General features: G+C 47.7%; 13 protein-coding genes. 10 read left to right on the plus strand and 3 right to left on the minus strand.

Annotated features, from left to right (window positions below):
* Positions 1-7 precede the first annotated feature (7 nt).
* From KUA49_RS15545 to KUA49_RS15590, 10 genes are all read left to right on the plus strand, one after another.
* Positions 8-2,065 (plus strand): RagB/SusD family nutrient uptake outer membrane protein, encoded by a 2,058-nt coding sequence (locus KUA49_RS15545; RefSeq protein WP_218412142.1) that lies wholly within the window; start codon positions 8-10, stop codon positions 2,063-2,065.
* A gap of 237 nt (positions 2,066-2,302) precedes the next feature.
* Positions 2,303-2,659, plus strand: a complete 357-nt coding sequence (locus KUA49_RS15550; protein WP_218412141.1) for a subtilase — start codon at positions 2,303-2,305, stop codon at positions 2,657-2,659.
* The gene (locus tag KUA49_RS15555) at positions 2,659-4,551 is read left to right on the plus strand and encodes a polysaccharide lyase family 1 protein (protein ID WP_256624785.1); all 1,893 of its coding nucleotides are present in this window, start codon (positions 2,659-2,661) and stop codon (positions 4,549-4,551) included. The genes KUA49_RS15550 and KUA49_RS15555 overlap by 1 nt, the downstream gene beginning before the upstream one ends.
* Before the next feature lie 207 nt (positions 4,552-4,758).
* Positions 4,759-7,728 (plus strand): SusC/RagA family TonB-linked outer membrane protein, encoded by a 2,970-nt coding sequence (locus tag KUA49_RS15560; protein WP_218412140.1) that lies wholly within the window; start codon positions 4,759-4,761, stop codon positions 7,726-7,728.
* Positions 7,729-7,812: 84 nt separating this feature from the next.
* Entirely contained in the window at positions 7,813-9,480 is a 1,668-nt protein-coding gene (locus KUA49_RS15565) for a RagB/SusD family nutrient uptake outer membrane protein (protein ID WP_218412139.1), read from the plus strand.
* A gap of 12 nt (positions 9,481-9,492) precedes the next feature.
* Positions 9,493-10,884: a DUF5114 domain-containing protein gene (locus KUA49_RS15570; protein WP_218412138.1), complete on the plus strand. Its 1,392-nt coding sequence runs from the start codon at positions 9,493-9,495 to the stop codon at positions 10,882-10,884.
* Between the two features lie 82 nt (positions 10,885-10,966).
* The gene (locus KUA49_RS15575) at positions 10,967-12,043 is read left to right on the plus strand and encodes an arabinogalactan endo-beta-1,4-galactanase (RefSeq protein WP_218412137.1); all 1,077 of its coding nucleotides are present in this window, start codon (positions 10,967-10,969) and stop codon (positions 12,041-12,043) included.
* Positions 12,044-12,133: 90 nt separating this feature from the next.
* The gene (locus KUA49_RS15580) at positions 12,134-14,590 is read left to right on the plus strand and encodes a glycoside hydrolase family 2 TIM barrel-domain containing protein (RefSeq protein ID WP_256624784.1); all 2,457 of its coding nucleotides are present in this window, start codon (positions 12,134-12,136) and stop codon (positions 14,588-14,590) included.
* A gap of 250 nt (positions 14,591-14,840) precedes the next feature.
* Positions 14,841-17,741: a two-component regulator propeller domain-containing protein gene (locus KUA49_RS15585; RefSeq protein ID WP_218412136.1), complete on the plus strand. Its 2,901-nt coding sequence runs from the start codon at positions 14,841-14,843 to the stop codon at positions 17,739-17,741.
* Between the two features lie 25 nt (positions 17,742-17,766).
* Entirely contained in the window at positions 17,767-18,735 is a 969-nt protein-coding gene (locus KUA49_RS15590) for a hydroxymethylpyrimidine/phosphomethylpyrimidine kinase (RefSeq protein WP_218412135.1), read from the plus strand.
* A gap of 305 nt (positions 18,736-19,040) precedes the next feature.
* Here KUA49_RS15590 and KUA49_RS15595 read toward each other — a convergent pair whose 3' ends face one another.
* From KUA49_RS15595 to KUA49_RS15605, 3 genes are all read right to left on the minus strand, one after another.
* Positions 19,041-19,721, minus strand: coding sequence for a response regulator transcription factor (locus tag KUA49_RS15595; protein WP_153072517.1), 681 nt, complete (start codon positions 19,719-19,721; stop codon positions 19,041-19,043).
* A gap of 62 nt (positions 19,722-19,783) precedes the next feature.
* Positions 19,784-20,527, minus strand: a complete 744-nt coding sequence (locus KUA49_RS15600) for a sensor histidine kinase (protein ID WP_218412134.1) — start codon at positions 20,525-20,527, stop codon at positions 19,784-19,786.
* Positions 20,528-20,738: 211 nt separating this feature from the next.
* Positions 20,739-21,848 carry a transposase gene (locus tag KUA49_RS15605; RefSeq protein ID WP_237474194.1) on the minus strand — a complete coding sequence of 370 codons (1,110 nt, stop codon included), beginning with the start codon at positions 21,846-21,848 and terminating at the stop codon, positions 20,739-20,741.
* Positions 21,849-21,964 lie beyond the last annotated feature (116 nt).

Genomic DNA, 21,964 nt, shown 5'->3' on the forward strand with positions numbered 1-21,964 from the left:
ATCAATTATGAAAACAAAGATATTATTCATGGCAGCAGCCTCTTCTATGATGTTGGGGCTTACCTCTTGCTCTGATTTCCTGGAAGAAGAGAACAAGGTGGGCGAAACTGCCGACTTGACATATAAAACCCCTTCTGGATTGGAAGGACTGGTTGCCAACTGCTATACCTTCGCTCGCGGATGGTATGGTAAGGAGGCTGGTTTGGGCTTGAGTGAAATGGGTACCGACCTCTTTTACTATGGCTACGACAATAAGCAGAAGAGCCTTTGCTCTTACAACTTTGGTGCTGCTGCCTTGGAGAACAATGTAGCCGACAACCCTTGTCTGGACCATTACTGGGAGTTGTTCTATAGCGCTACTGATGTTTGCAACAATGCCCTCAAGTATATCAACGAGGCTACCTTCCTGGGCGACGAGGAGAAGAACCGCAACCTGGGTGAGGCACACTTCATGCGTGCTTTCTACTATTTCCACATGGTGAACATCTGGGGTGCTATCCCTTACAATGCAGAGCCTATCACAGCTCAGAACTTCAACCCAACCCGTATGCCGGAGAATGAAGTCTATGGCAAGATTCTGGACGACCTGGATGCATCTATCGCCAACTTCGAGGCTGCCGGTTACAAGACCAAGGCAGATGGCCGTGCCAACTATTGGGCTGCCAAGGCTTTGAGAGCAAGAGTGTTGCTCTATGCTGCTTCATGGTTGGGCGGACAGTTGAACCAGACCGTAAAGGGTGGTAACTATGATGGCAAGGATAAGAATGCCCTCTATACTGCAGCACAGGCTGATGCTGAGGCTGTTATCGGTGCAAGCGATTACGCCAGCCTGGATAATGACTACAAGCATGTATGGACCATGTCTAACGAGAGCTACAATACCAACAAGGAGGCTCTCTTCGGTGTAACATATTCTCAGGACATCGCTACCAATGCCAACTGTATTCCTTACCGTTACCGTTTGGAAGGCGGTAGCCCAATGCAGTATAACAGTTTGATTACCCGTACAGGTTATAGCCGTGGCGGTAGTGCTATGCTGTTGATGTTCGTATCAATGTGGAACAATGGTGCCACCGACCTAGGTGGTAATGGTCAGAAAGACTCACAGGTGTTCTGGCGTATTGCCAAGGGCAAGACTACTATCAAGAGTAAGTCAACCGGCAAGAACGTAGAGTGCGGTGCAGCTTACTCACCATACGGACGTGGCTTTACCCGCTACTTGCCATCTTTGCACTTGTGGAACCTGTTGGAGAAGCATAAGGCTACCGACCAGCGTTCTGAGGCAACCCTGCTCGATCACTACGACATCGCATCTCCAGATTTGGCAAAGAATGCAAAGAATTATCCGTTGTTGCAGGATACAGCCATCTACTACTGTCCTATGGATGGAGATTCCCCAGAGGGTCAGGCTATGCAGGCTTGGGCTAAGAACAGATACCGCATCCAGTTTATGGCTGGTGGCGACATCCCTGTTTATACCTCTATGGATGAGGCTACAGCCAAGCCAACAGAGGCAGCAGTCAAGAGCTCTAGGGTTTATGGTGACGAACGTTTCAATTCATACAAGATTGCTGGATGGTGCTCATTCCCAGGTATCAAGAAGTTCCTGGATAACGAGTATGATGAGAATTACCCAACCAACGACATCTCTAGCCGTGATGCCATCGTGATGCGTATGCCAGAGATGTATCTCATCAAGGCAGAGTGCCAGTTGGCTTTAGGAGATGGTAATGCAGCCATGGCAACCATCAACCAGCTTCGTCAGGCTCGTGCCATCGAAGGTACAGACAATACCTTGAGTGGCAATGCGAACATCGACACTATCCTTGAGGAACGTGCCGTTGAGTTCTGCGGTGAGCAGATGCGTTGGTTCGACTTGAAGCGTACCGGTAAACTTTATGAATATGTAGAGAAGTACAATGCTCAGGCATCAGCCAACTTGAAGGCAGATGGTAACAAGCATTATCTCTACCGTCCAATTCCACAGAACGAGATTGATGCCGTTCAGAACTTCACAACAGAAGTGAACAGCACCACAGGTTTCTGGCAGAATCCAGGATATTAAGGATAGGTTAGATATAAGTTAACACACTCTATTTTTTGGCGAGCATTGTTCTTGGTGAATAGTGCTCGCCTTTTTTTTTACCAATATTTTAAAAATGATGCAGTCTGATGTTTATGATAACGTTTACGTTTAAAAGTTGTCATAGTATGTCGCAATCTATAAGATATTTGTTTATCTTTGCATCGCAAACAAAACAATCATCTATAATATTAAGTAATCTAACAAACATATTAGATAATGAAGAAGTACTTATTCCTATTGGCTTGTATGCTCTCTGCCGCCGTGTATGCAGACAACAAGCAAACCGTAAAGGTAGATGGTCAGGTGATCGACAAGACCATCACAGAAATCACCTTCGATGGTGACAACGTAACGCTCAGCTACGCTGACAACTCTTCTGATACGATGGATATGTCGCTCGTATCGCTTTCTTTCACTTATGGCACATCCGCAGGTATTCATCAGGTGGAGCAGCTCAAGGAGGCATTGCAGGGTAAGGTTTTTAACCTCAATGGTCAGTTGGTGGGCAATTCCGTTGAGGGATTGTCTAAGGGCGTTTATATCGTGAATGGTAAGAAAGTAATCATAAAGTAATGAAGGAGGAATTCAGAATGAAGAAAATGGTATTCTCTTTGGCGCTCTTATTGGGAGGTGCCGGTAGCGTGTTGGCTCAGGTAAATGCAGATAAGGTGAATCATGCTGTGGCTCGTAACAGCAAGGTGAACCAGATGTTTGTTACCACCAATGCGGGAGATGTGAAATATTACAATACTGCCGACTTGGCCAGTGTGAAGTTTGAAGGCGACAAGGCTATCATCGCTCCGAAGGATGGAAGCGATAACGATGAGTATGATGCTTCTGTCAGAGAAATCAACTTTGCCAAGCGAGTGGAGCAGGGTGAGAACGGAGGCGTGGAGAATCCTGCCGGCGTTGTGAAGATTACGGAGGCAAAGGCCTGGCTGGAGTCTGTTTATCTGAAGTGGGCTCCTTTCGAGGGAGCTTCTTCTTACAATGTATATGTAGATGGCAAGAAAATTGATGCACAACTGATTCGTCAGTATGCTTCTTATTTCCGTGCCGATGTGCTCGGCTTGAAGGCGGGTTCCTATTCTGTAAAGGTGGTTCCTGTGGATGCTGCCGGTAAGGAGATGGCTGGTGCCAATACGGTTTCCAATCTCTTGGTAAAGAACTACAACCGTGAGGGCTTCGCTCATTTCAATTTCGAGGGAATTGGTGCTTACAACAATGATGGTACATTGAAGTCGGATGCCAAGATTCTCTATATCACAGCAAGCACAGCCAAGACCGTATCTACAGAAGTCATCACCGGAGCCAAGAACAAGAAGCAAACCGTGAAAGGTTTGCAGGCAATCATCGATGCTTACCAGAAGGGATATGATACCACTCCTATTGCTTTCCGTATCATCGGCAAGGTGAGCCTGGCTGACCTGGATGGAATTTCAAGTTCTGCCGAGGGTTTGCAGATTAAGGGTAAGGCTGGCTATTCTACCATGAACATGACCTTCGAGGGCGTGGGTGATGATGCCACCGTCTATGGCTTCGGCTTCCTGGTAAGAAATGCCAAGAGCGTGGAGTTCCGTAACTTCGCCATCATGCGTTGTCTCGACGATGCAATGTCGCTCGATACAAAGAATTCAAACATCTGGATTCACCACCTGGATTTGTTCTATGGCAGAAAAGGTAGTGCTGCCGACCAGGCAAAGGGAGATGGTACCGTGGATATCAAGGGCAACTCTAAGTATGTGACCGTGGCTTACAACCATTTCTGGGATAACGGTAAGTCTTCTATGTGTGGCATGAAGAGCGAGACTGGTGAAAACTGGATTACCTATCACCACAACTGGTTTGACCATTCCGATTCCCGTCATGCCCGTGTACGTACCATGACCGTTCACATGTACAATAACTACTATCAGCATTGTGATGTATATGGCGTAGGAGCCACAACGGGTTCTAATATCTTTATGGAATCTAACTACTTTGATGCTGTGAAGCGTCCAATCATGAGCTCTCAGCAGGGCACCGATGCCAAGGGTTCAAAGGGAACCTTCTCTAGCGAGAATGGTGGTATGATCAAGGCGTATGGCAATGTGTTTGCCAACAAGCCAAGCGGCTTCAGCTATGTTACCTATGCATCCAACAATACCAGCTTCGATGCCTACGAGGTAGCCAGGGCTTCTGATCTGGTGCCTGCCAGCGTGAAGACTTTGGTGGGTGGTACTGCCTATAATAACTTCGATACCAACTCAAGCTTGATGTATGCACATACAGCTGATAACGCAGCCGATGTGCCAGCTATCGTAGAAGGTTATTATGGCGCTGGTCGATTGAACCATGGCGACATCCACTTCGATATTCCAGATGAAACTGTAGTAACCAATGGTCATCAGCAGCCATTGCCAGCATTGGCAAGCATTCTCGATGCTTACAAGTCGGGTGTGGTAAAGGTATTTCTTCCATTATAATATAACAAAACGGACAAAAGCGGATATATTCCGTCTTCTTGTCCGTTTTTTCTTTTCATTTGTCAAGTATCTGTCTAGCACTTTGCATTCTATTTCCTACTTTTGCAACCGAAACAAATCGTTGTCACAAGCGACTCCCATCGCTACCAGCAACGAAACAAATCATTCAATCATAATAAGAACCTGATTAATAAACAGCTAAGCAAAATGAATGCAATCTTTAGAAAGTTTAGACAGAGAAGTTTTCTTCTCGTAGCATTGTTGCTCATGGGATGTTTGCAGCTCCTGGCTCAAACCCGCACCGTCAAGGGTGTAGTAACAGATGCGCAGAATGGTGAGGCTCTTATCGGCGCCACTGTCATGGTGGAAGGTGATAAGAGTGGTACGGTTACCGACTTTGACGGTAACTTCAGTCTTCAAGTACCTTCTTCAGCCAAGAAGGTGAAAATCTCCTATATAGGATATATCGACCAGGTGGTGGCTATATCTGATAATATGAAGGTGAATCTCGAATCGGATAGCAAGGCGCTTGCCGATGTCGTGGTCATCGGTTATGGTACTGCACGCAAGAGCGATCTGACGGGTTCCGTGGCTACGGTGAAGGCAAAGGACTTTAACAAGGGTCTCGTTTCTTCTCCAGAGCAGTTGATCAATGGTAAGGTTTCGGGTGTACAGATTATGTCCAACAGTGGTTCTGCTTCTGCAGGTAGTACCATCCGTGTGCGTGGTGGTGCATCTCTGAATGCCAGCAACGACCCGCTTATCGTGCTCGATGGTGTGCCATTGGAGCAGGGTGGTATCTCTGGTAACAGCAGCAACTTCCTCAGTATGATCAACCCATCTGATATCGAAAGCATGACCGTGTTGAAGGATGCTTCTTCTACAGCCATCTATGGTTCCCGTGCCTCTAATGGTGTCATTATCATCACCACCAAGAAGGGACAGCAGGGCGGTTTGAAGGTGAACTTCAATACTACCAACAGTATGCAGACCCGTGCGCAGATGGTGGATATGCTGAGCCATGATGATTTCGTGAATGTCATCAATCAGTTTGGTACCGATAACCAGAAGTCATTGCTAGGCAATGCCAATACCGATTGGAACGATGAGGTTTATCGCACCGCTTTCGGTACTGATAACAACCTCAGCTTGAGCGGAAGCATCGGCAAGTATTTGCCTTTCCGTGTTTCTGCCGGATATTACAACCAGAGCGGTCTGGTGCGCAAGGATAATGTAGAGCGCTGGACAGGTAACGTGGTGTTGACTCCTAGCTTCTTCCAGGACCACCTGAAGTTGACCATCAACGCCAAGGGTACACTCAATAACAACTCATTCAATAATGGTGGTGCCGTTTGGGCTGCCGCAACATTCAACCCAACCATCCCGGTTTATTCCGGCAACGACAAATATGGTGGCTATAATGAGGCACTCGATGCTGATGGCTATCCTGTGAATGCGGGTGTGAGAAACCCACGCGGTTTGGTAGATCTTTATGATTCAAAGAGTAAGGTGAGCCGCTTCATCGGTTCGATGGATGTGGATTATAAGGTTCATTTCCTGCCAGACCTCAAGCTTCATGCCACCGTGGGTGCTGACTATGCCAAGGGCGACGGAACCATTCATGTTCCTGTCTATGCTGCACAGTCATTCAACAAGGATGAGTCTCTGAGCGGTAGCGATTACAAGTATGGTCCTCAGAAGAATGAGAACCGTCTGCTTACCCTTTATGCTAACTATGCGAAGTATTTCGAGAATATCAAGAGTAATGTTGATTTGACAGCTGGTTACGACTACCAGTACTGGAAGAGTACTACACCACTCTATTATACCAAGAGTGCAGCAGGTACAAACCTGTCAACCGTAAAGGCATCAGATTACCGTCATGTAATGTTGTCATATTACGGACGTGTCAACTATTCCTTCGATGGAAAGTATCTCCTGACTGCTACAGTTCGTCGCGATGCATCTTCCCGTTTCTCTAAGGATACCCGCTGGGGTACTTTTCCATCTGTTGCTTTGGGCTGGACTTTGACAGAAGAGCCTTGGTTGAAGAACCAGAAGGTACTTTCTAACTTGAAGCTCCGTGCCAGCTATGGTGTTACCGGTCAGCAGGAAGGCATCGGCAACTACAACTATCTGCCGGTTTATACATACAGTGTGACAGGTGCCGAAGCGTTCATCAACGGACAGTATATCAATACTTACCGTCCTGAGGCATACGTAAAGAACCTGAAATGGGAGACAACAACCTCCTGGAACTTCGGTCTTGATTTCGGATTCCTGGATGGCCGTATCGGTGGTGCCATCGATTTCTATACCCGTAAGACCAAGGACCTGTTGGCATCTGTACCAACAGCAGCAGGTTCCAACTTCTCGAAGACAATCCTTACCAACGTAGGTAATGTGGATAGCAAGGGTATCGAGGTTTCCCTGAATGCAACTCCTATCAAGACCAAGGACTGGGAGTGGAACCTGAGCTACAACTTTACCTGGCAGAATATGAAGGTGAAGAACCTTTCTTTGACTCCGGGTGGAAGTCAGACCAACGTGAAGGTAGGTCCATCTATCGATGCTTACCAGTTCCAGGTACTCTCAGAGGGATATGAGCCATACATGTTCTACGTATATCATCAGCTCTACGACCCAGAGACAGGCAAGCCAATCGAGGGCGCTTATGCCGATTTGAACAACGATGGCGAAATCAATGATGCCGACCTCTACCGTTATCATTCTCCTGCTCCTAAGTACATCATGGGCTTGAGTACATCTTTGAGATATAAGCAGTTGACTCTCGGTATGAGTTTCCGTGCCAACATCGACAACTACGTATATAATGGCATGGGCATGAGCACTGGTGCTTGGGAGACCGTGAGCTACAACAACTCACAGCTCAACAACCTCAATACAAGTTTCCTGAAGACAGGCTTCAAGACCCGTCAGTATCTCTCAGATTACTACGTAGAGAATGCTTCATTCCTGAAACTCGATAACCTGAGCCTGAGTTACAATGTAGGCAAGATCAACAAGTGGGCTTCACTCACCGTATCTGCGATGGTACAGAATGTATTCACCATTACCGGTTACTCAGGCACAGACCCTGAGGTGCCAAACGGAATGGACAACTCATTCTATCCACGTCCTCGCACCTATTCAGTAAGCCTTGGACTTCAGTTTTAGTTAATAGTTGACAGTTAATAGTTAATAGATTGAGGCTTTTCTGATCATAAAGCTCAAAGTTCAACGTTCAAAGTACAAATAACAATGAAACTTAAGAATATATTATATAGTATGATGTTGGGAACAGCAGTGCTGAGCAGCACTACCAGCTGTGTATCCGACCTCGACCAATATCCTCAGACGGAGACAACCTCTAAGGATGTTTATACCTCACTTGCCAATTACGAGGCAGTGCTGGGTAAGATTTATGCTGCCATGGTGACCAGCGGTCAGGGCAAGGGTGGCGATAACAAGGATATGGAATCCGTGTTGAACAACGGTAGTGGTTTCGACTACATGCGTATGTTTATCAATATGCAGGAGTGTGGTACCGATGAATTTGCCTCTACCTGGTTGACAGGTGAACAGACCACAGGCTTGACCTATCTCTCTTGGGATGCCAACGATGCCTGGGTATCAGATATGTACTATCGCATCTATTACAACATCGCCCTCTGCAACGAGTTTCTCCGCAATGCCAATGGCACCAGCTTCTCGGGCGAGGATGAGGTGAAGATAAAGGAGTATAAGGCAGAAGTCCGCTTCATGCGCGCCATGTTCTACTTCCATGCCCTCGATCTCTATCGCAATATTCCGATGGTGACAGAGAACGATCCTGTAGGCAGCTTTATTCCTCCTCGTTATACTCCGCAGCAGACTTTCGATTACATCGAGAGCGAGTTGAAGGATTGCGTAGGCGACATGCTTCCTGCATCCACCTGTCCTTACGGCCAGGCTTCTCAGGGTGCCGCCTATACCTTGCTTGCCAAGCTTTATCTGAACAGCGAGGTTTATACCGGCGTAGCTAAGTATGCCGAGTGTAAGGAGGTCTGCGAGAAGGTAATGAATATGGGCTACTCTTTGGAGTCTGATTACAGCAAGCTCTTCAATGCCGATAATGACAAGCGTACCAACGAGATTATCTTTGCTTTGCCGGTAAGTGCAGAGCATACCGTAAGCTGGGGTTCATCTACTTATTTGGTTTGCGGACAGTTGAGTATGTCGAATGCCAATCAGAATGTTGCCGACTTCGGTGTTACCAATGGCTGGAGTGAGTTCCGCCTCCGTCCGGAGTTCGTGGATAAGTTTACCCAGACCGATATCGATGGCAATGGCGACAAGCGCTGCAAGTTCTTTACCAACGGGCAGAGCAAGGATGTAACCAGCATGACCGATGAAGCCACCGGTTATCTCTCAGAGAAATGGAGCAACCTGAAGGATGATGGAACCATAGCATCCAATACAGCCAATGATGGTGTGGAAACCGATTTCCCTCTTTTCCGCTTGGCAGATGTTTATCTGATGTATGCTGAGTGCGTGGCTCGTACCCAGGGTGCAAGTTGGGATCCATGGCCAGAAGGAAAGACTGATGCTGCCGATCCTGAGGTCATCGCTTCCCGAAAGCAGGGAGCCATCTATTGGATCAATCTCCTCCGCGAGCGTGCAGGTGCTTCTGATGTTTGGTCTAGCAATTTTGCCAATGACGATGCCTTCCTCCAGTTCATCCTCGATGAGCGAGCTCGTGAGCTTTATCATGAGGGCTATCGCCGCACCGACCTGATTCGCTTCGGCGAGTTTACCACTAGCAAGTATATCTGGCAGTGGAAGGGTGGCACCCACGATGGACAGGCTGTTGACAGCAAGTACAACATCTATCCAATCCCTAACACCGAGCTTACCGCCAATCCAAATCTTCATAACGACAACTATTAATAGGATAAAAGAATGAAAAAGATATTTAGAAACCTGATGATGCTTCTCTGCGCACTCACCGCTCTGGTGAGTTGCGACGAGAGTGGCGACAAGATATATCTGGATGGCTTCAAGGCATCCAGTCTGATGGCATCGGTCAGCGATGTGGTGCTGTCTGTTGACAACAGTAAGGACATCGTTCTTTCGATGGCCTGGCAGAATCCCACCTTGCTTTCGAGCGACGAGACCAAACCTGCGGGCAATGGTGTGTTGAAAACCTATCTGCAGGCATCTCCTTCAGAGAGCTTTGCTACGGTAAAGGAGTATTCCGTAACCGATCTCTCCAAGGCTTTCACTGGTGCGGATCTCAATGCAGCTGCCAAGGATCTCGGTCTGACTGCAGGACAGAGTTCGCCTCTCTATTTCCGTATCAAGAGTCAGAAAGGTGCCAATCTTGATGCCGCTTACAGTAATGTCTGCCAGGTAAAGGTTACTCCATACCTTATTGATATGAGTTACATCAATATCCTGAATGAGAATAAGGATCAAGTTCTTACCAAACTCTATTCTCCTCATTCTGATGGAGTTTATGCCGGCTATATGACTGCTTCTTCTTGGTTCCACATCTGGGGTAAGGAGAATGATGGAACCATTTGGGGTAATGTAGGACAGGATGGCCATGTGTATGAAATGGATAATACGGAGTCTGCATGGAACTTCTGGTTCCCTGGTCAGACAGGTATTTATTATACAGTGGTAGATACAAAGGCTAAGGAATTCAAGCCAACCTACATCAAGGCGATGCAGTTGAATGGTGAGGAAATGACCTACGATGCTCCTAACTATGCTTGGGTGAAGGTGATTACAACCACAGCTGATAATACACCTATTAATATAGTAGCTACGGGTGCAGAGTACAGCAAGGCTACAGCTACAGACGATGCTGCAGCCGTAGTCAAGACCATGAACTATACGCTGGCTGATGGCAAGATGACTGATGCCGCAACTGCTGGCAGCGTGAACATAGCCAAGGCGGGTACTTATACCATCACCGTAAAGGTAGGCGAGCACAGCGAACTGACTTACTCTATTGAAGCTGGTAATCAGACTGCTCCAGAACCAGAGGCTAGCAATACCCTCTGTATGTTCAGCACGGACGGTAACACCCTTCTTGCCGTGATGAACAAGGTGAGTGATGGCGTTTATACCTGTAAGTACAAACCAACTGCTTGGGAGAACTTCCGATTCATCTACGTAGGTGAGAACAAGGACGACAAGCAGACCTGGTATGGTTCAGATCCAAGCGATCTCTTTAAATTGTCTACAGCTAGTGATTGTTGGAACATTTGGTTCAAGGACGATGTAACTGGCGGCGAGGTTACTGTTACTGCCGACATCAACGCCATGACATGGAAATATGAATAAATAATTCAGCTATCTTTGCAATATCTGATACGTAAAAGCGTTATTTAGAATAATGTAAAGATAGCTATAAACCCAAAGAACAATGAAGAATATTTTAGGAAAAGCCATATTGCTGGCTTCAGCACTTTTGTTCTCTATCACGGGCACAAGTTGCAGCAATGAAGATAATGCTACTCCCGAAAAGGAGAAGACATACGATATGAGCGGCTTCGCCAAGGGAGCCGATGTTAGTTGGCTCACCGAGATGGAGCAGAACGGAAAGAAATTCTATAACGCCAATGGTAAGGCAACCGAGTGCATGGCGCTTCTCCGTGACCTCGGCATGAACTCCATCCGTCTTCGTGTATGGGTAAACCCTGATGGTGGATGGAACGGAAAGAATGATGTGGTGGCGAAGGCATGGCGAGCTCAGCAGCTCGGTATGCGCCTGATGATTGACTTCCACTACTCTGATACTTGGGCAGACCCTTCCAAGCAGGGCGTTCCTGCTGCCTGGAAGAACTATGACTTCAATCAGATGAAGCAGGCGGTTGCCGATCATACCAAGGATGTATTGAAAGCCTTGAAGGAAAGAGGCGTCAACGTAGAGTGGGTGCAGGTGGGTAACGAAACCACCGACGGCATGCTCTGGAATGATGCGGAGGGCGATGCTGCCCTGAAGGTAACAGGCCGTGCCTCTAAGAACATGGCTAACTTTGCCGCTTACATCAATGCCGGTTATGATGCCGTCAAGGCTGTTTATCCGGAGGCAAAGGTGATTGTGCACCTTGACAAGGGAAACAATCTGGGCCAGTATACCTGGATGTTTGATGGTCTGAAGCAGAAGGGCGCCAAGTGGGATGTCATCGGCATGTCGCTCTATCCTGACTGGATTACCGACCAGACCTGGGAGCAAGTATCTGATGCTTGTCTCAGCAACATCAAGACCCTTTCCGGTAAATACAACTGCGATGTCATCATCTCAGAGATTGGTATGGTCTGGGATTCAGAAAATGCCGCTCCATTCCTCAAGAAGATGGTGGATGGCTGCAAGGCTATCTCTACCTGCGAGGGCGTGTTCTACTGGGAGCCTGAGTGCTATGGCAAGTGGAATGGTTACGACAAGGGAGCCTTCGACAACAGCGGTAAGCCAACCGCAGCTCTCGATGCCTTCAAGTAATCGGGCAAGTTCGCTTTCTTCTTTTCTTTCGGGAGTGGTAAGAAGCGAAACTGAAAATAGAATATTGAACAAACTATAGAAATAATATATATGATTAAGAGAAGCATAGCTTTCATGACTCTTGCCCTGGCGCTCTCTTCCGTGTGCCAGGCGCAGAGCCGAAAAGTAATAAATTTGCCGTCGTGGGATTTCTCCCGCGATGGCAAATCGTGGTCTCAGGTCTCCGTGCCTCACGATTGGGCTATTTCGGGACCTTTCGATAAGAAATGGGACTTGCAGATGGTAGCCATCGAGCAGAATGGCGAAAAGGAAAAGACTGAGAAGTCGGGCCGTTCGGGTGCGCTGCCTTGGATAGGCGAGGGCATGTATCAGATGAAGTGGACGGCTCCTAAGGGCTATAAACGTGCCGTACTCGTCTTCGACGGTGCCATGAGCCAGCCTATTGTCAGCGTCAATGGCAAGGAGGCTGGCAAGTGGGCTTACGGCTATAATGCCTTCCGCATCGACATCACTCCTTTCATCCAGTTTGGCAAGAGCAATTTGATAGAAGTACATCTTAATAATGTAGAGGAAAGCAGCAGATGGTATCCAGGCGGCGGTCTCTACCGTCCGGTATCTGTGGAACTTTATGGCAAAGAGAACTTCTCTACCTGGGATACCTTCGTCCGTACCCTGAAGGCAGATAAGCAGGAAGCCGAAGTAGAGGTGAACGCTTTGCTGGAAGGAAAGATTAGTAAGTCGGGCAAGACGGTCATCGCCTTGCTCGATGAGGCTGGTACCAAGGTAGCCGAGCAGACCATTAAGGGTGCAACCCCTGAAATCAAGACTACCTTGAAGGTGGCGAATCCTCAGCTCTGGTCGCCGGAATCTCCTTATCTCTATCAGGTGAAGTTAACCCGATATGAAGGCAAGAAGGTGGCTGATGTCCAGACGCTGAAGACCGGTATCCGCACCATCTCGGTATCCAAGAATAATGGTTTCCAGCTCAATGGCATTACCCGCAAGATCAAGGGTGTCTGCCTGCACCACGACCTCGGTCCGTTGGGAGCTGCTGAAAACAAGGCGGCACTCATCCGCCAGATCAAGACGATGAAGGAGATGGGCTGCGATGCTATCCGTACAGCCCACAACATGCCTTCTACCATGCAGATGGAGATCTGCGACTCACTCGGTATGATGGTAATGGCTGAGAGCTTCGATATGTGGATTTTTCCTAAGTGCAAGAATGGCTACGCCAAGTTCTTCAAGGAATGGAGTGACAGGGATATCACCAATCTTGTGAAGCACCATCGCAACCATCCTAGCATCATCATGTGGAGCATCGGCAACGAGATTCCTGAGCAGTGGAGTAAGGAGGGTAAGGAGATTGCCAAGCATCTGCAGGATATCTGTCATCAGTATGATCCTTCCCGCCCTGTTACCCAGGGTATGGATAAGGCTGAGGCTGCCCTGAAGAGTGGATTTGCTCAGGTGATGGACGTTCCGGGCTTCAACTATCGCGTACATAAATATTATAAGAATATCGAGCAGTTGCCTCAGGGATTCCTCCTGGGTTCAGAGACAGCATCTACCGTCAGCTCCCGTGGCGTGTATAAGTTCCCGGTTGAGGTGCGTGCCAGCAACAACAACCCATACGCCGACGGTCAGTGCTCCAGCTATGATACGGAGTATTGCTCCTGGAGTAATCTTCCGGATGATGACTGGAAGATGCAGGATGACTACAGTTGGGTAATCGGAGAGTTCGTGTGGACGGGCTATGACTATCTGGGCGAGCCGACTCCATACGATACCTACTGGCCAAGCCGCAGCAGCTACTTCGGTATCTGCGACCTTGCCGGACTTCCAAAGGATCGGTATTATATGTATCGTGCCCGCTGGAACGAGCATCAGCACACCACCCATCTTCTTCCTCACTGGAACTGGAAGGGTAGAGAAGGACAGGTTACCCCTGTATATTGCTACACCGATGGTGTGGAAGGCGAGCTTTTCGTAAACGGCAAGAGCCAGGGCAGGGTGCGCAAGGACAAGTCAAGCCGTCTGGACCGCTATCGCCTCCGCTGGAACAACGTGAAATATGAACCGGGCGAGATTCGTGTGGTTACTTACAACCAGTATGGCGACAAGGTAGGCGAGGACGTGAAGCGTACAGCCGGTGAACCAGCGCAGATGAAGTTCAGTGTGGAAACTCCAGATCATGAGCCTATCGCCTGCATGGTAGAAGGCTGCACCGACGAGCACAACGTGCTGCTGAATGCCGATGGCAAAGACCTTGCCTTCGTCACCGTGAGCCTTCTGGATAAGGATGGCAACGAGTGCCCGCTCGCCGATGATGAGCTGACCTTCGAGGTAACAGGTGCCGGAACCTTCAAGGCAGCCTGCAATGGCGATGCCACATCGCTCGAACCATTCACCCAGCCACACATGCGTCTCTTCTCCGGCAAGCTCGTGATTCTTGTACAGAGCAAGGCGCAGAAGGGCGACATCATCCTCACCGTGAAGGATGGCAAGCGCAACATCGAGAAGACATTGACGCTTCAGGCAATATAAAGCAAACTTACTAATGATAAATATAGATTCCCCTAGGAGTAGAAGTTCTTGCTCCTAGGGGAATTCTTCGTTCAGCGACGTTGAATGTGTGTTCAAAAGCTTTGAATGTGTATTCAAAAGCTTTGAACATACGTTCAAAAGTATTGAACGGAGATTTCTTCTAATGGTAGCAACAATTTCTCCCTATCCTATTGTTATTTTTCTCTAATAATATTTGGCATTATCATGAATAATGTGTAATTTTGCAGCCATGAACAAGATAACTACAACTATAAACCGAATGGGTATGGCGATAGCTATGCTCTTCGTAACCTTAGCGCTTCATGCGCAAAGATTCGTCAACACCACCCTTGATGGTGCTCAGACGGTTAGTGCGATTACTCAGGATGCCAATGGCATCATCTGGCTTGGAACCGATAACGGACTCTACAGTTATGACGGCTATCATGACTATCGCCATTTTGCTCCCCACACCTTTAATCATGTACGCATCAATGCACTCGGTTTCGAGGGCAGCATGCTCTATATGGCTACGGGCAATGGCATCCTGCAGTTTGATGCCAAGAAGGAAACCTATGTTTCTACCCCTGATGCAGAGGCTTATGGAGATGAAAGCAAGAAAAAGGCACTGAAGGAACTGCGCGTAATCGATATGAAGGACAAAAAGAAAGCCTTCGCTCCGGATGTGTATGCCATCTTGCATACCCAGAAGGGACTTCTCGTAGGTTCACTCTCCGGACTCCGTCTCAACAACCGTCCCATCCTTCTTACCCCGGGCGCACAGCCTTTGGTCAATGCCCTGGCTTACGATGCCATCCGCCATTGCTATTGGATAGGTACCGAGGGCGCTCTTTATTGCGCCGACCGCAGCCTGCAGAATTTTTCGAAGATAGAAGCACTGAACGGAAACTCCGTGAAATGTATTGATGAAGACCAGGATGGAAACCTCTATATCGGTACCGACAATGGTCTCTATCGCATGGCGATGAACAATAGTCTGGAGCATTTCGTTCACGACTCCCGCAATGAGGCTACCATCCCCAACAACATCGTATGGGCTTGCTATGTAGATAAATGGCAGAATGTGTGGATTGGTACCGACAACGGACTATCACGTCTCTCTACCCATACCTACTATCGCTTCACATCGCTCGATAAGATTACCTTCTCCGGCGAGGGAAGCTTCCTGCATGCCATCCTCCAGACCCGTAATGGCGAATGGTGGATGGGTGGTACCAATGGCTTGATTCATTATACCGAGGGCGTGCGTGCCCAGGGTGCCGTATCTGATTATCAGAATGTGGTATGGTATAAGCAGAACAATCCTGCGGCTCCTTTAGCCCACAACCGTGTGCGCAAGATTTATGAAGATCAGGATGGTGATGTGTGGGTCTGCACAGACCACGGCATCAACCTTTATGATAGGGCGACCAGACAGTTGCTCAATTTCATCGTCTATGATAAGACCGGCAAGTATTCCACCGCCTGGGCCTACGATATCCTTCAGGATAGAAAGGGCAGAATCTGGATGGCGTCCTATCAGGGCGGCATCTTCGTGATGGAGAAGCAGCGCCTGGTGGCAGCCATCGCCCATGCAGCTTCGGGCACGGCTACCTGCGTGGCAGACTATCATTTTTCCGACAAGGGACAGAATGCCCTCTCGGGCTTGCATGTCGGACAGATGGTGCTCGATGGCAAGGGAATGATCTGGGCTTCTTCCCATGACCATCTCGACCGCATCGACCCTTACACCATGCGCGTGGCCCATATCGGAGGCAACGACGCCATCAACTATCTCATGGCTTCCGGCAACGGCAACGTGTGGGTAGGATATAACGCCAGCGTCAAGTGCTACATGGTGAACCTGCCTATGAAGGGCAAGGAGGTGGATAGCAAGGAATGGAAGATTGGCGACAAGGTGGTTTCCATGTGTGATGTGGAAGGAAACATCTGGGTGGCTGCCGGAAACGCATGTTGCGTGCTGGATCCTAAGGGTAACAGCTTCCGCTTCATCATCCCGATGGTTACTCCTAACAATATCTATTATTCCAAGCTGAACCACGAGGTGGTGATGGGTGGCAACGATGGCTTCGTCTCTATCCGTGCCGACCTCGACATGCCGAAGAACGATAAGGCGCAGCTGCTGCTGGCTGGCATTGTGGTGAATGGCCGACAGACCCAGGAGGCGTTGCTCGACGAGAGCATCAAGGGTACGCCGGGCGTATCGCCTGTTGGTTTGAAGACCTTGGTGTTGAAGAGCGATGAGAACAGTTTCACCCTTCAGCTCTCCGACCTTCCTTTTGCCGACCATCCTACAGCCGTCTATGCTTATCGCCTGGAGGGCAGCGACCACGAGTGGCACTATCTGGACAAGGGCAATCTCGATATTTCATACAATGGCTTGTCGTATGGCGATTACCATCTGTCCGTTCATGTGCTGGATGGCGAGGGCAATATCGGCGACGAGGTTTATACGCTCGATATCTCCGTGCTTCCACCTTGGTATCTCACCATCTGGTGCAAGCTGTTCTATCTTACCCTGCTGATTGTCTTCCTCGCCTGGATCATCAACTCTCATTTCGTGAAGAAGCAGTTGCAGGAGGCTGAGAAGCAGAAGGCTGAGATCCTGGAGCAGGTAAAGGCGCGTATGGAGTTCTATGCCAACCTTGCCGACGACCTGAAGACGGCAGTGGAGCATCGTTCTTTCGAAGAGGTATCCCATGTGGTAAGTTCTACGCTCGATGTGGATGTTTCGTCGGATGATGCTCCGGGTGCCATGGTTGTTCAGATGGTTAATGGACCGCAGCCGGAAGTTGAAGAGTTGGATGAAATGGATCAGCGCCTGCTTGATCAGATTAAGGAGGCGATAGATGAAAACATGATAGATTCCAACTTCAACGTAACAATGCTTCAGGAGAAGATGGGCATGGGTAACAAGCAGCTCTATCGCAAGGTGAAGATGCTTACGGGTCAGACACCTGTAGAACTGATTCGTGACATGCGATTGCGCAAGGCTGCTAAACTGCTGAAGGCTGGCAAGTTCAGCGTTTCCGAGGTGATGTACACCGTGGGCTTCTCTAACAGCAGCTACTTCTCGAAGTGCTTCTCCAAGTTGTTCGGCATGTCGCCTTCGGAATATATGAAGAGATAGAAAGATTCATTCAAGTTCAAACGAAATGTTGCCAATATTAACGATTACCGGTTCCGACAGCACCGGTGGCTCTGGTGTGCAGGCGGATATCAAGACGATATTCGAATTGGGAGGTTATGCCGTTTCGGCGATAACCAGCATCACCGTGCAGAATACCCTGGGTATCCAGGAGTTCTTCGATATTCCAGCCGAGATTGTTTCCGGACAGATAGAGGCAATCATGAACGATATGCAGCCCAACATCGTGAAGGTGGGAATGATACGCAAGGTAGAGACGCTGAATGTGCTCATCGATGCCCTGACCAAGTATCGTCCCGAACACATCATCTATGCTCCTTCCATCTGGTCGAGCCAGGGTGATGCGCTGATGACCGAGGATGTGGTGAGCCAGATCAAATATCGCCTGCTGCCGCTCTGCTCGGTAGTTGTGGCGAGAAAGAAGGAGAGTGACATCATTCTTCAGAACTCCCGACTTCTGGAGCTTGCCGAAAAGCAGGGACTCCGGATCTATCGCCTTGATAATGCCAATTCGCATGGTCTCATCAACCGCTTCTCTTCTGCCCTTGCCATCTATCTGAACCAGGGCAAGAAGATGGAGGAGGCGTTGGCGATGGCGCAGGATTTCATTAATATAGAACTGGTTAGGGAGAGCAATCTGCAGGGCAGGAGTTCCGAACTTTACAACCAGTTTATCTCGCAGGTGAATAACTTCTGCCGCACCTATAGCGATGTGCATTTCTATGCCGACCAGCTGAATGTGAGTGGCCGCTATCTGGCGCAGGTTACCCGCCGTATCTCCGGCAAGACGCCGAAGGCGATTATCGATGAATACATCGTGAAGGAGATAGAGCGCGAGCTTTCTACCACCACGCATACGGTGCAGGAGATAGCCAACACCTTCGGCTTTTCATCTCAGGCACATCTCACCAAGTTCTTCAAGAAGATGAGAGGGGTAACGCCTTCTGCTTTCAGGCAATCAAAGCCTGTTAATTAAAATGAGTCCAGCCAACTGAGGAAATGGAATCCGGCCAACTGAGGAAATGAAAATCGGCCAACTGAGGAAATATCGAAAAAAAGTAGTTCCTAGAGGGTGTTTGAAAGATTAAAACAAGGCTTATGCTACTTCTTGCCAGGCAATGGTACTAACTTGCATCTGTGTAGTGTATGAACGAATAAAAGTTAAAATAATTAAGTTAAATTAGGAACACGGACAAATTGAATTTGTCCGTGTTGTTTTTTTCTTTGCTTTTTAACTCTATGTTTTTCTTCTTGGAACTCATAGACTTAGGAGCCATAAAACTAGTCATCCATCCACATCTTGAATCCTTCTCCGCGCAATGTCTCCAGGTGGATGGAGGCATCCTTGGCGAAATATCGTCGCAAGTTGTACATCACATTATTCAGACTTTCTTCGCTACAGTGTACACCTCTCCAAACTGTATCCTTGAGGTCTTGGCGTGGCACGACTTCGCCCTTATTGATCCATAATAGCTTGAGTGTAGCAAACTCGGTATTGCCCAGCGTCTTCTCGCTGCAGCCACGGAAGCTGAGCACATGGCTCTCTGTATCTACGGTGTAGGCACCCATGTTTATCATACGAGAATTGCTGAAGTCTTTAGGCTTGGCATAGCGGTTTACCCATCCCAGGAACTCACGGCTGTCGAAAGGCTTCTCGATGTAAATCATCGCGCCATTATTGGCGGCTTCGGTTTTGAGTTCTGGATCATGTAACGAAGATACACACATGATAGGGATGTCTTCTGCGGCAAGACGGATGTCGTTGATTCTTTCCAGACTGTTCTCTTCTCCTATCATCACATCGAGGATGATGAGGTTGGGAGACAGCTTCATGATAAGGCTTTCTACTCCAAACAGCGTGTTTTGAAAATAGACCTCATAGCCTGCTTTTTTAAGTAGCAAGACTGCTGTGTTGCCGAAATCCAGGTCATCATCGACCAATAGTACTTTTATCTTTTCCATATTTCTTATTTTATAATGTTTTATCTTGTTTCTTGTTCCTTGCCCATTACGATTTGTTGCTTTTAGTTGAGCGGCAATGTAAATGTAAAGGTGCTGCCCTTGCCTAGTTCGCTCACCACCTTGATGGTTCCGCCATGTGCCTTAACGGCATATTTTACCATGGCAAGGCCTATGCCATATCCGCTCTTATGGTGTGTGGCTGGTATGCGATAGAACTGCTCGAATATCTTCTTCTGATATTTTTTGTCGATGCCTACGCCATGGTCAGACACGCTGATGATGGTGAAATGTTCATCCTGTTTGATGTTGACTTCAACATTTGCCTCCTTGTCTGAGTATTTAACGGCATTCTCCATCAGATTGTGCATCACATTTTCTATCAGATACTTATCTGCATACACCAGTGCTTTCTCTTCACGATGGTCGTGGATTCCGATGGCATGTGGCTTGCTGGCATAGTTGATATCTATTTGTTCTTGCGCTTGTTTCGTCAGCTCGATGATGTCAATTTGTTCTTTGTTGATAACCAACTTGCTTTCACTAGCCTTAGAGGTGATAAGTATTGTCTTGATGGTATTGGCAAGATTCTTGATTTGTCTTTCAGAAGAAGTAATCATCTCCTGCAAGTCAGCATCCTTGATACAGTCTTTGATGAATCCCAACTTTAGCAAGATGCTTGCCAATGGTGCTTTCAAGTCGTGTACAGTTCCATGAAGGCTTACCTCACGATTCCTCAGAAGGTCTTCCTTGTATCTGATGGCAGTCATCTGGTATCCTACGCAGAAGACGATGATAAGAGCTAGCATTATGGTAGAGATTAGAGTCTCTATAGAATTTATGATGAAAGAAGATGGAGTTATATCTACCTTTGCCTGTACGAAACGGATAGGTTTGAGCCCGATGGCGATAGGCTTGCTAGCCTGCCAAGTCTCAATGTCCTTTGTTTGCCCATAACTCTTAATGGCTTTTTTATTCTCATCTAATATTACAATAGTTCGTTAAAATTTGAGATAATGGCTAAGCAGCTTTACGTTGCCAGCCAAAGAGTTCTTTGATAGTATGACTAATTAACTTTCGGTTCGGTATTCTCCGACACTTGTTGAAAATTAATTTAGCGATGTATGTGCTTGCCATAATCTCCTTGAAAGAAGCCATGGAATACGGCAATTCATTTTCCTTCATCATCACTTTCGCAACATTCTGTGATGCGAATGATGCATTATAGGAAAAGTCCAACTGGTTCTTGTGTCTTGCTTGGCAATGCGTAAGACCAGTATATTGCTTTGCATCGCGAAAACAAAACTCTATTTGGAATCTTGAGCGGTATGTGCGCAACACTTCCTCACCCGACATGGATGTCTTTGTTGAGAAGAAAAGCTTGTGTTTTCCGTTCGGCATAACCCAAATGACAAGGCGCACTTTCTGCTTCAATGCCTTTGAATAGGCTATGAGTGTGTAGGCTGTGCCTTCAAGTCCTTCAATATGCAACTCTGCCATACGTGTGAGGTCAAGTTTCTTGTAGTTGATTTTTCCGTCAAGTGTCTTGGGACGTCCAGGCTTATTGGAACGAGGTCCCGTATACACATAATATAGGCTCGCAGTATCCCTGAAGCGGCTGACAAGATGGAAACCGCACTCTTTGATTCCGTCCACAAACGGACGGATAGAGAAGAAAGCGTCAGCGACAACAATATCGGTGACCTTCAACAAATCCTTCTTATAACGCTTGATGACCGCTATGTAATGTTGCACGAGAGTCATGTTACGCATTTTCAATTCTCCAGTAGATGGAGTCTGATGGGCGCGCAGCATCATGCAACTGTTGGCATGGACATCGACAAGTGCAAGCCCCATGATTTCAAGCCCATGCTTCATGGAACTTGCACAACCGGACCAGAAAGTACCGATATGCGGAGTCTTCTTACCCGACTTGCTGATGTAGCTCGGATCGATGGCTATAGCCAATAGACCATCCATATTCAAGTAACGTCGGCATAGGGCAAGGTTGAACTTCACCCAGTCTATGCATTTAGCACGACCACGGTTGAAGTTCGTTCTGTAGGTCTGCTCACAATGGGTGCCGTAACGCTCCATTTGAGTGAAATTTATCTTTCTTTGTATCGTCATGTACAATAAAAGTATTTCCAAGAGTAGACTCTCGAAAGTTTTGCTTAACTTTGCAGATGAACTTTTGATAGCATCTCTGCATATTTCCGTATATTGGTTGAGTGGTTCTGATGTCA

The organism is Segatella copri (genome assembly GCF_019249655.2).
Classification (GTDB): Bacteria; Bacteroidota; Bacteroidia; order Bacteroidales; family Bacteroidaceae; genus Prevotella.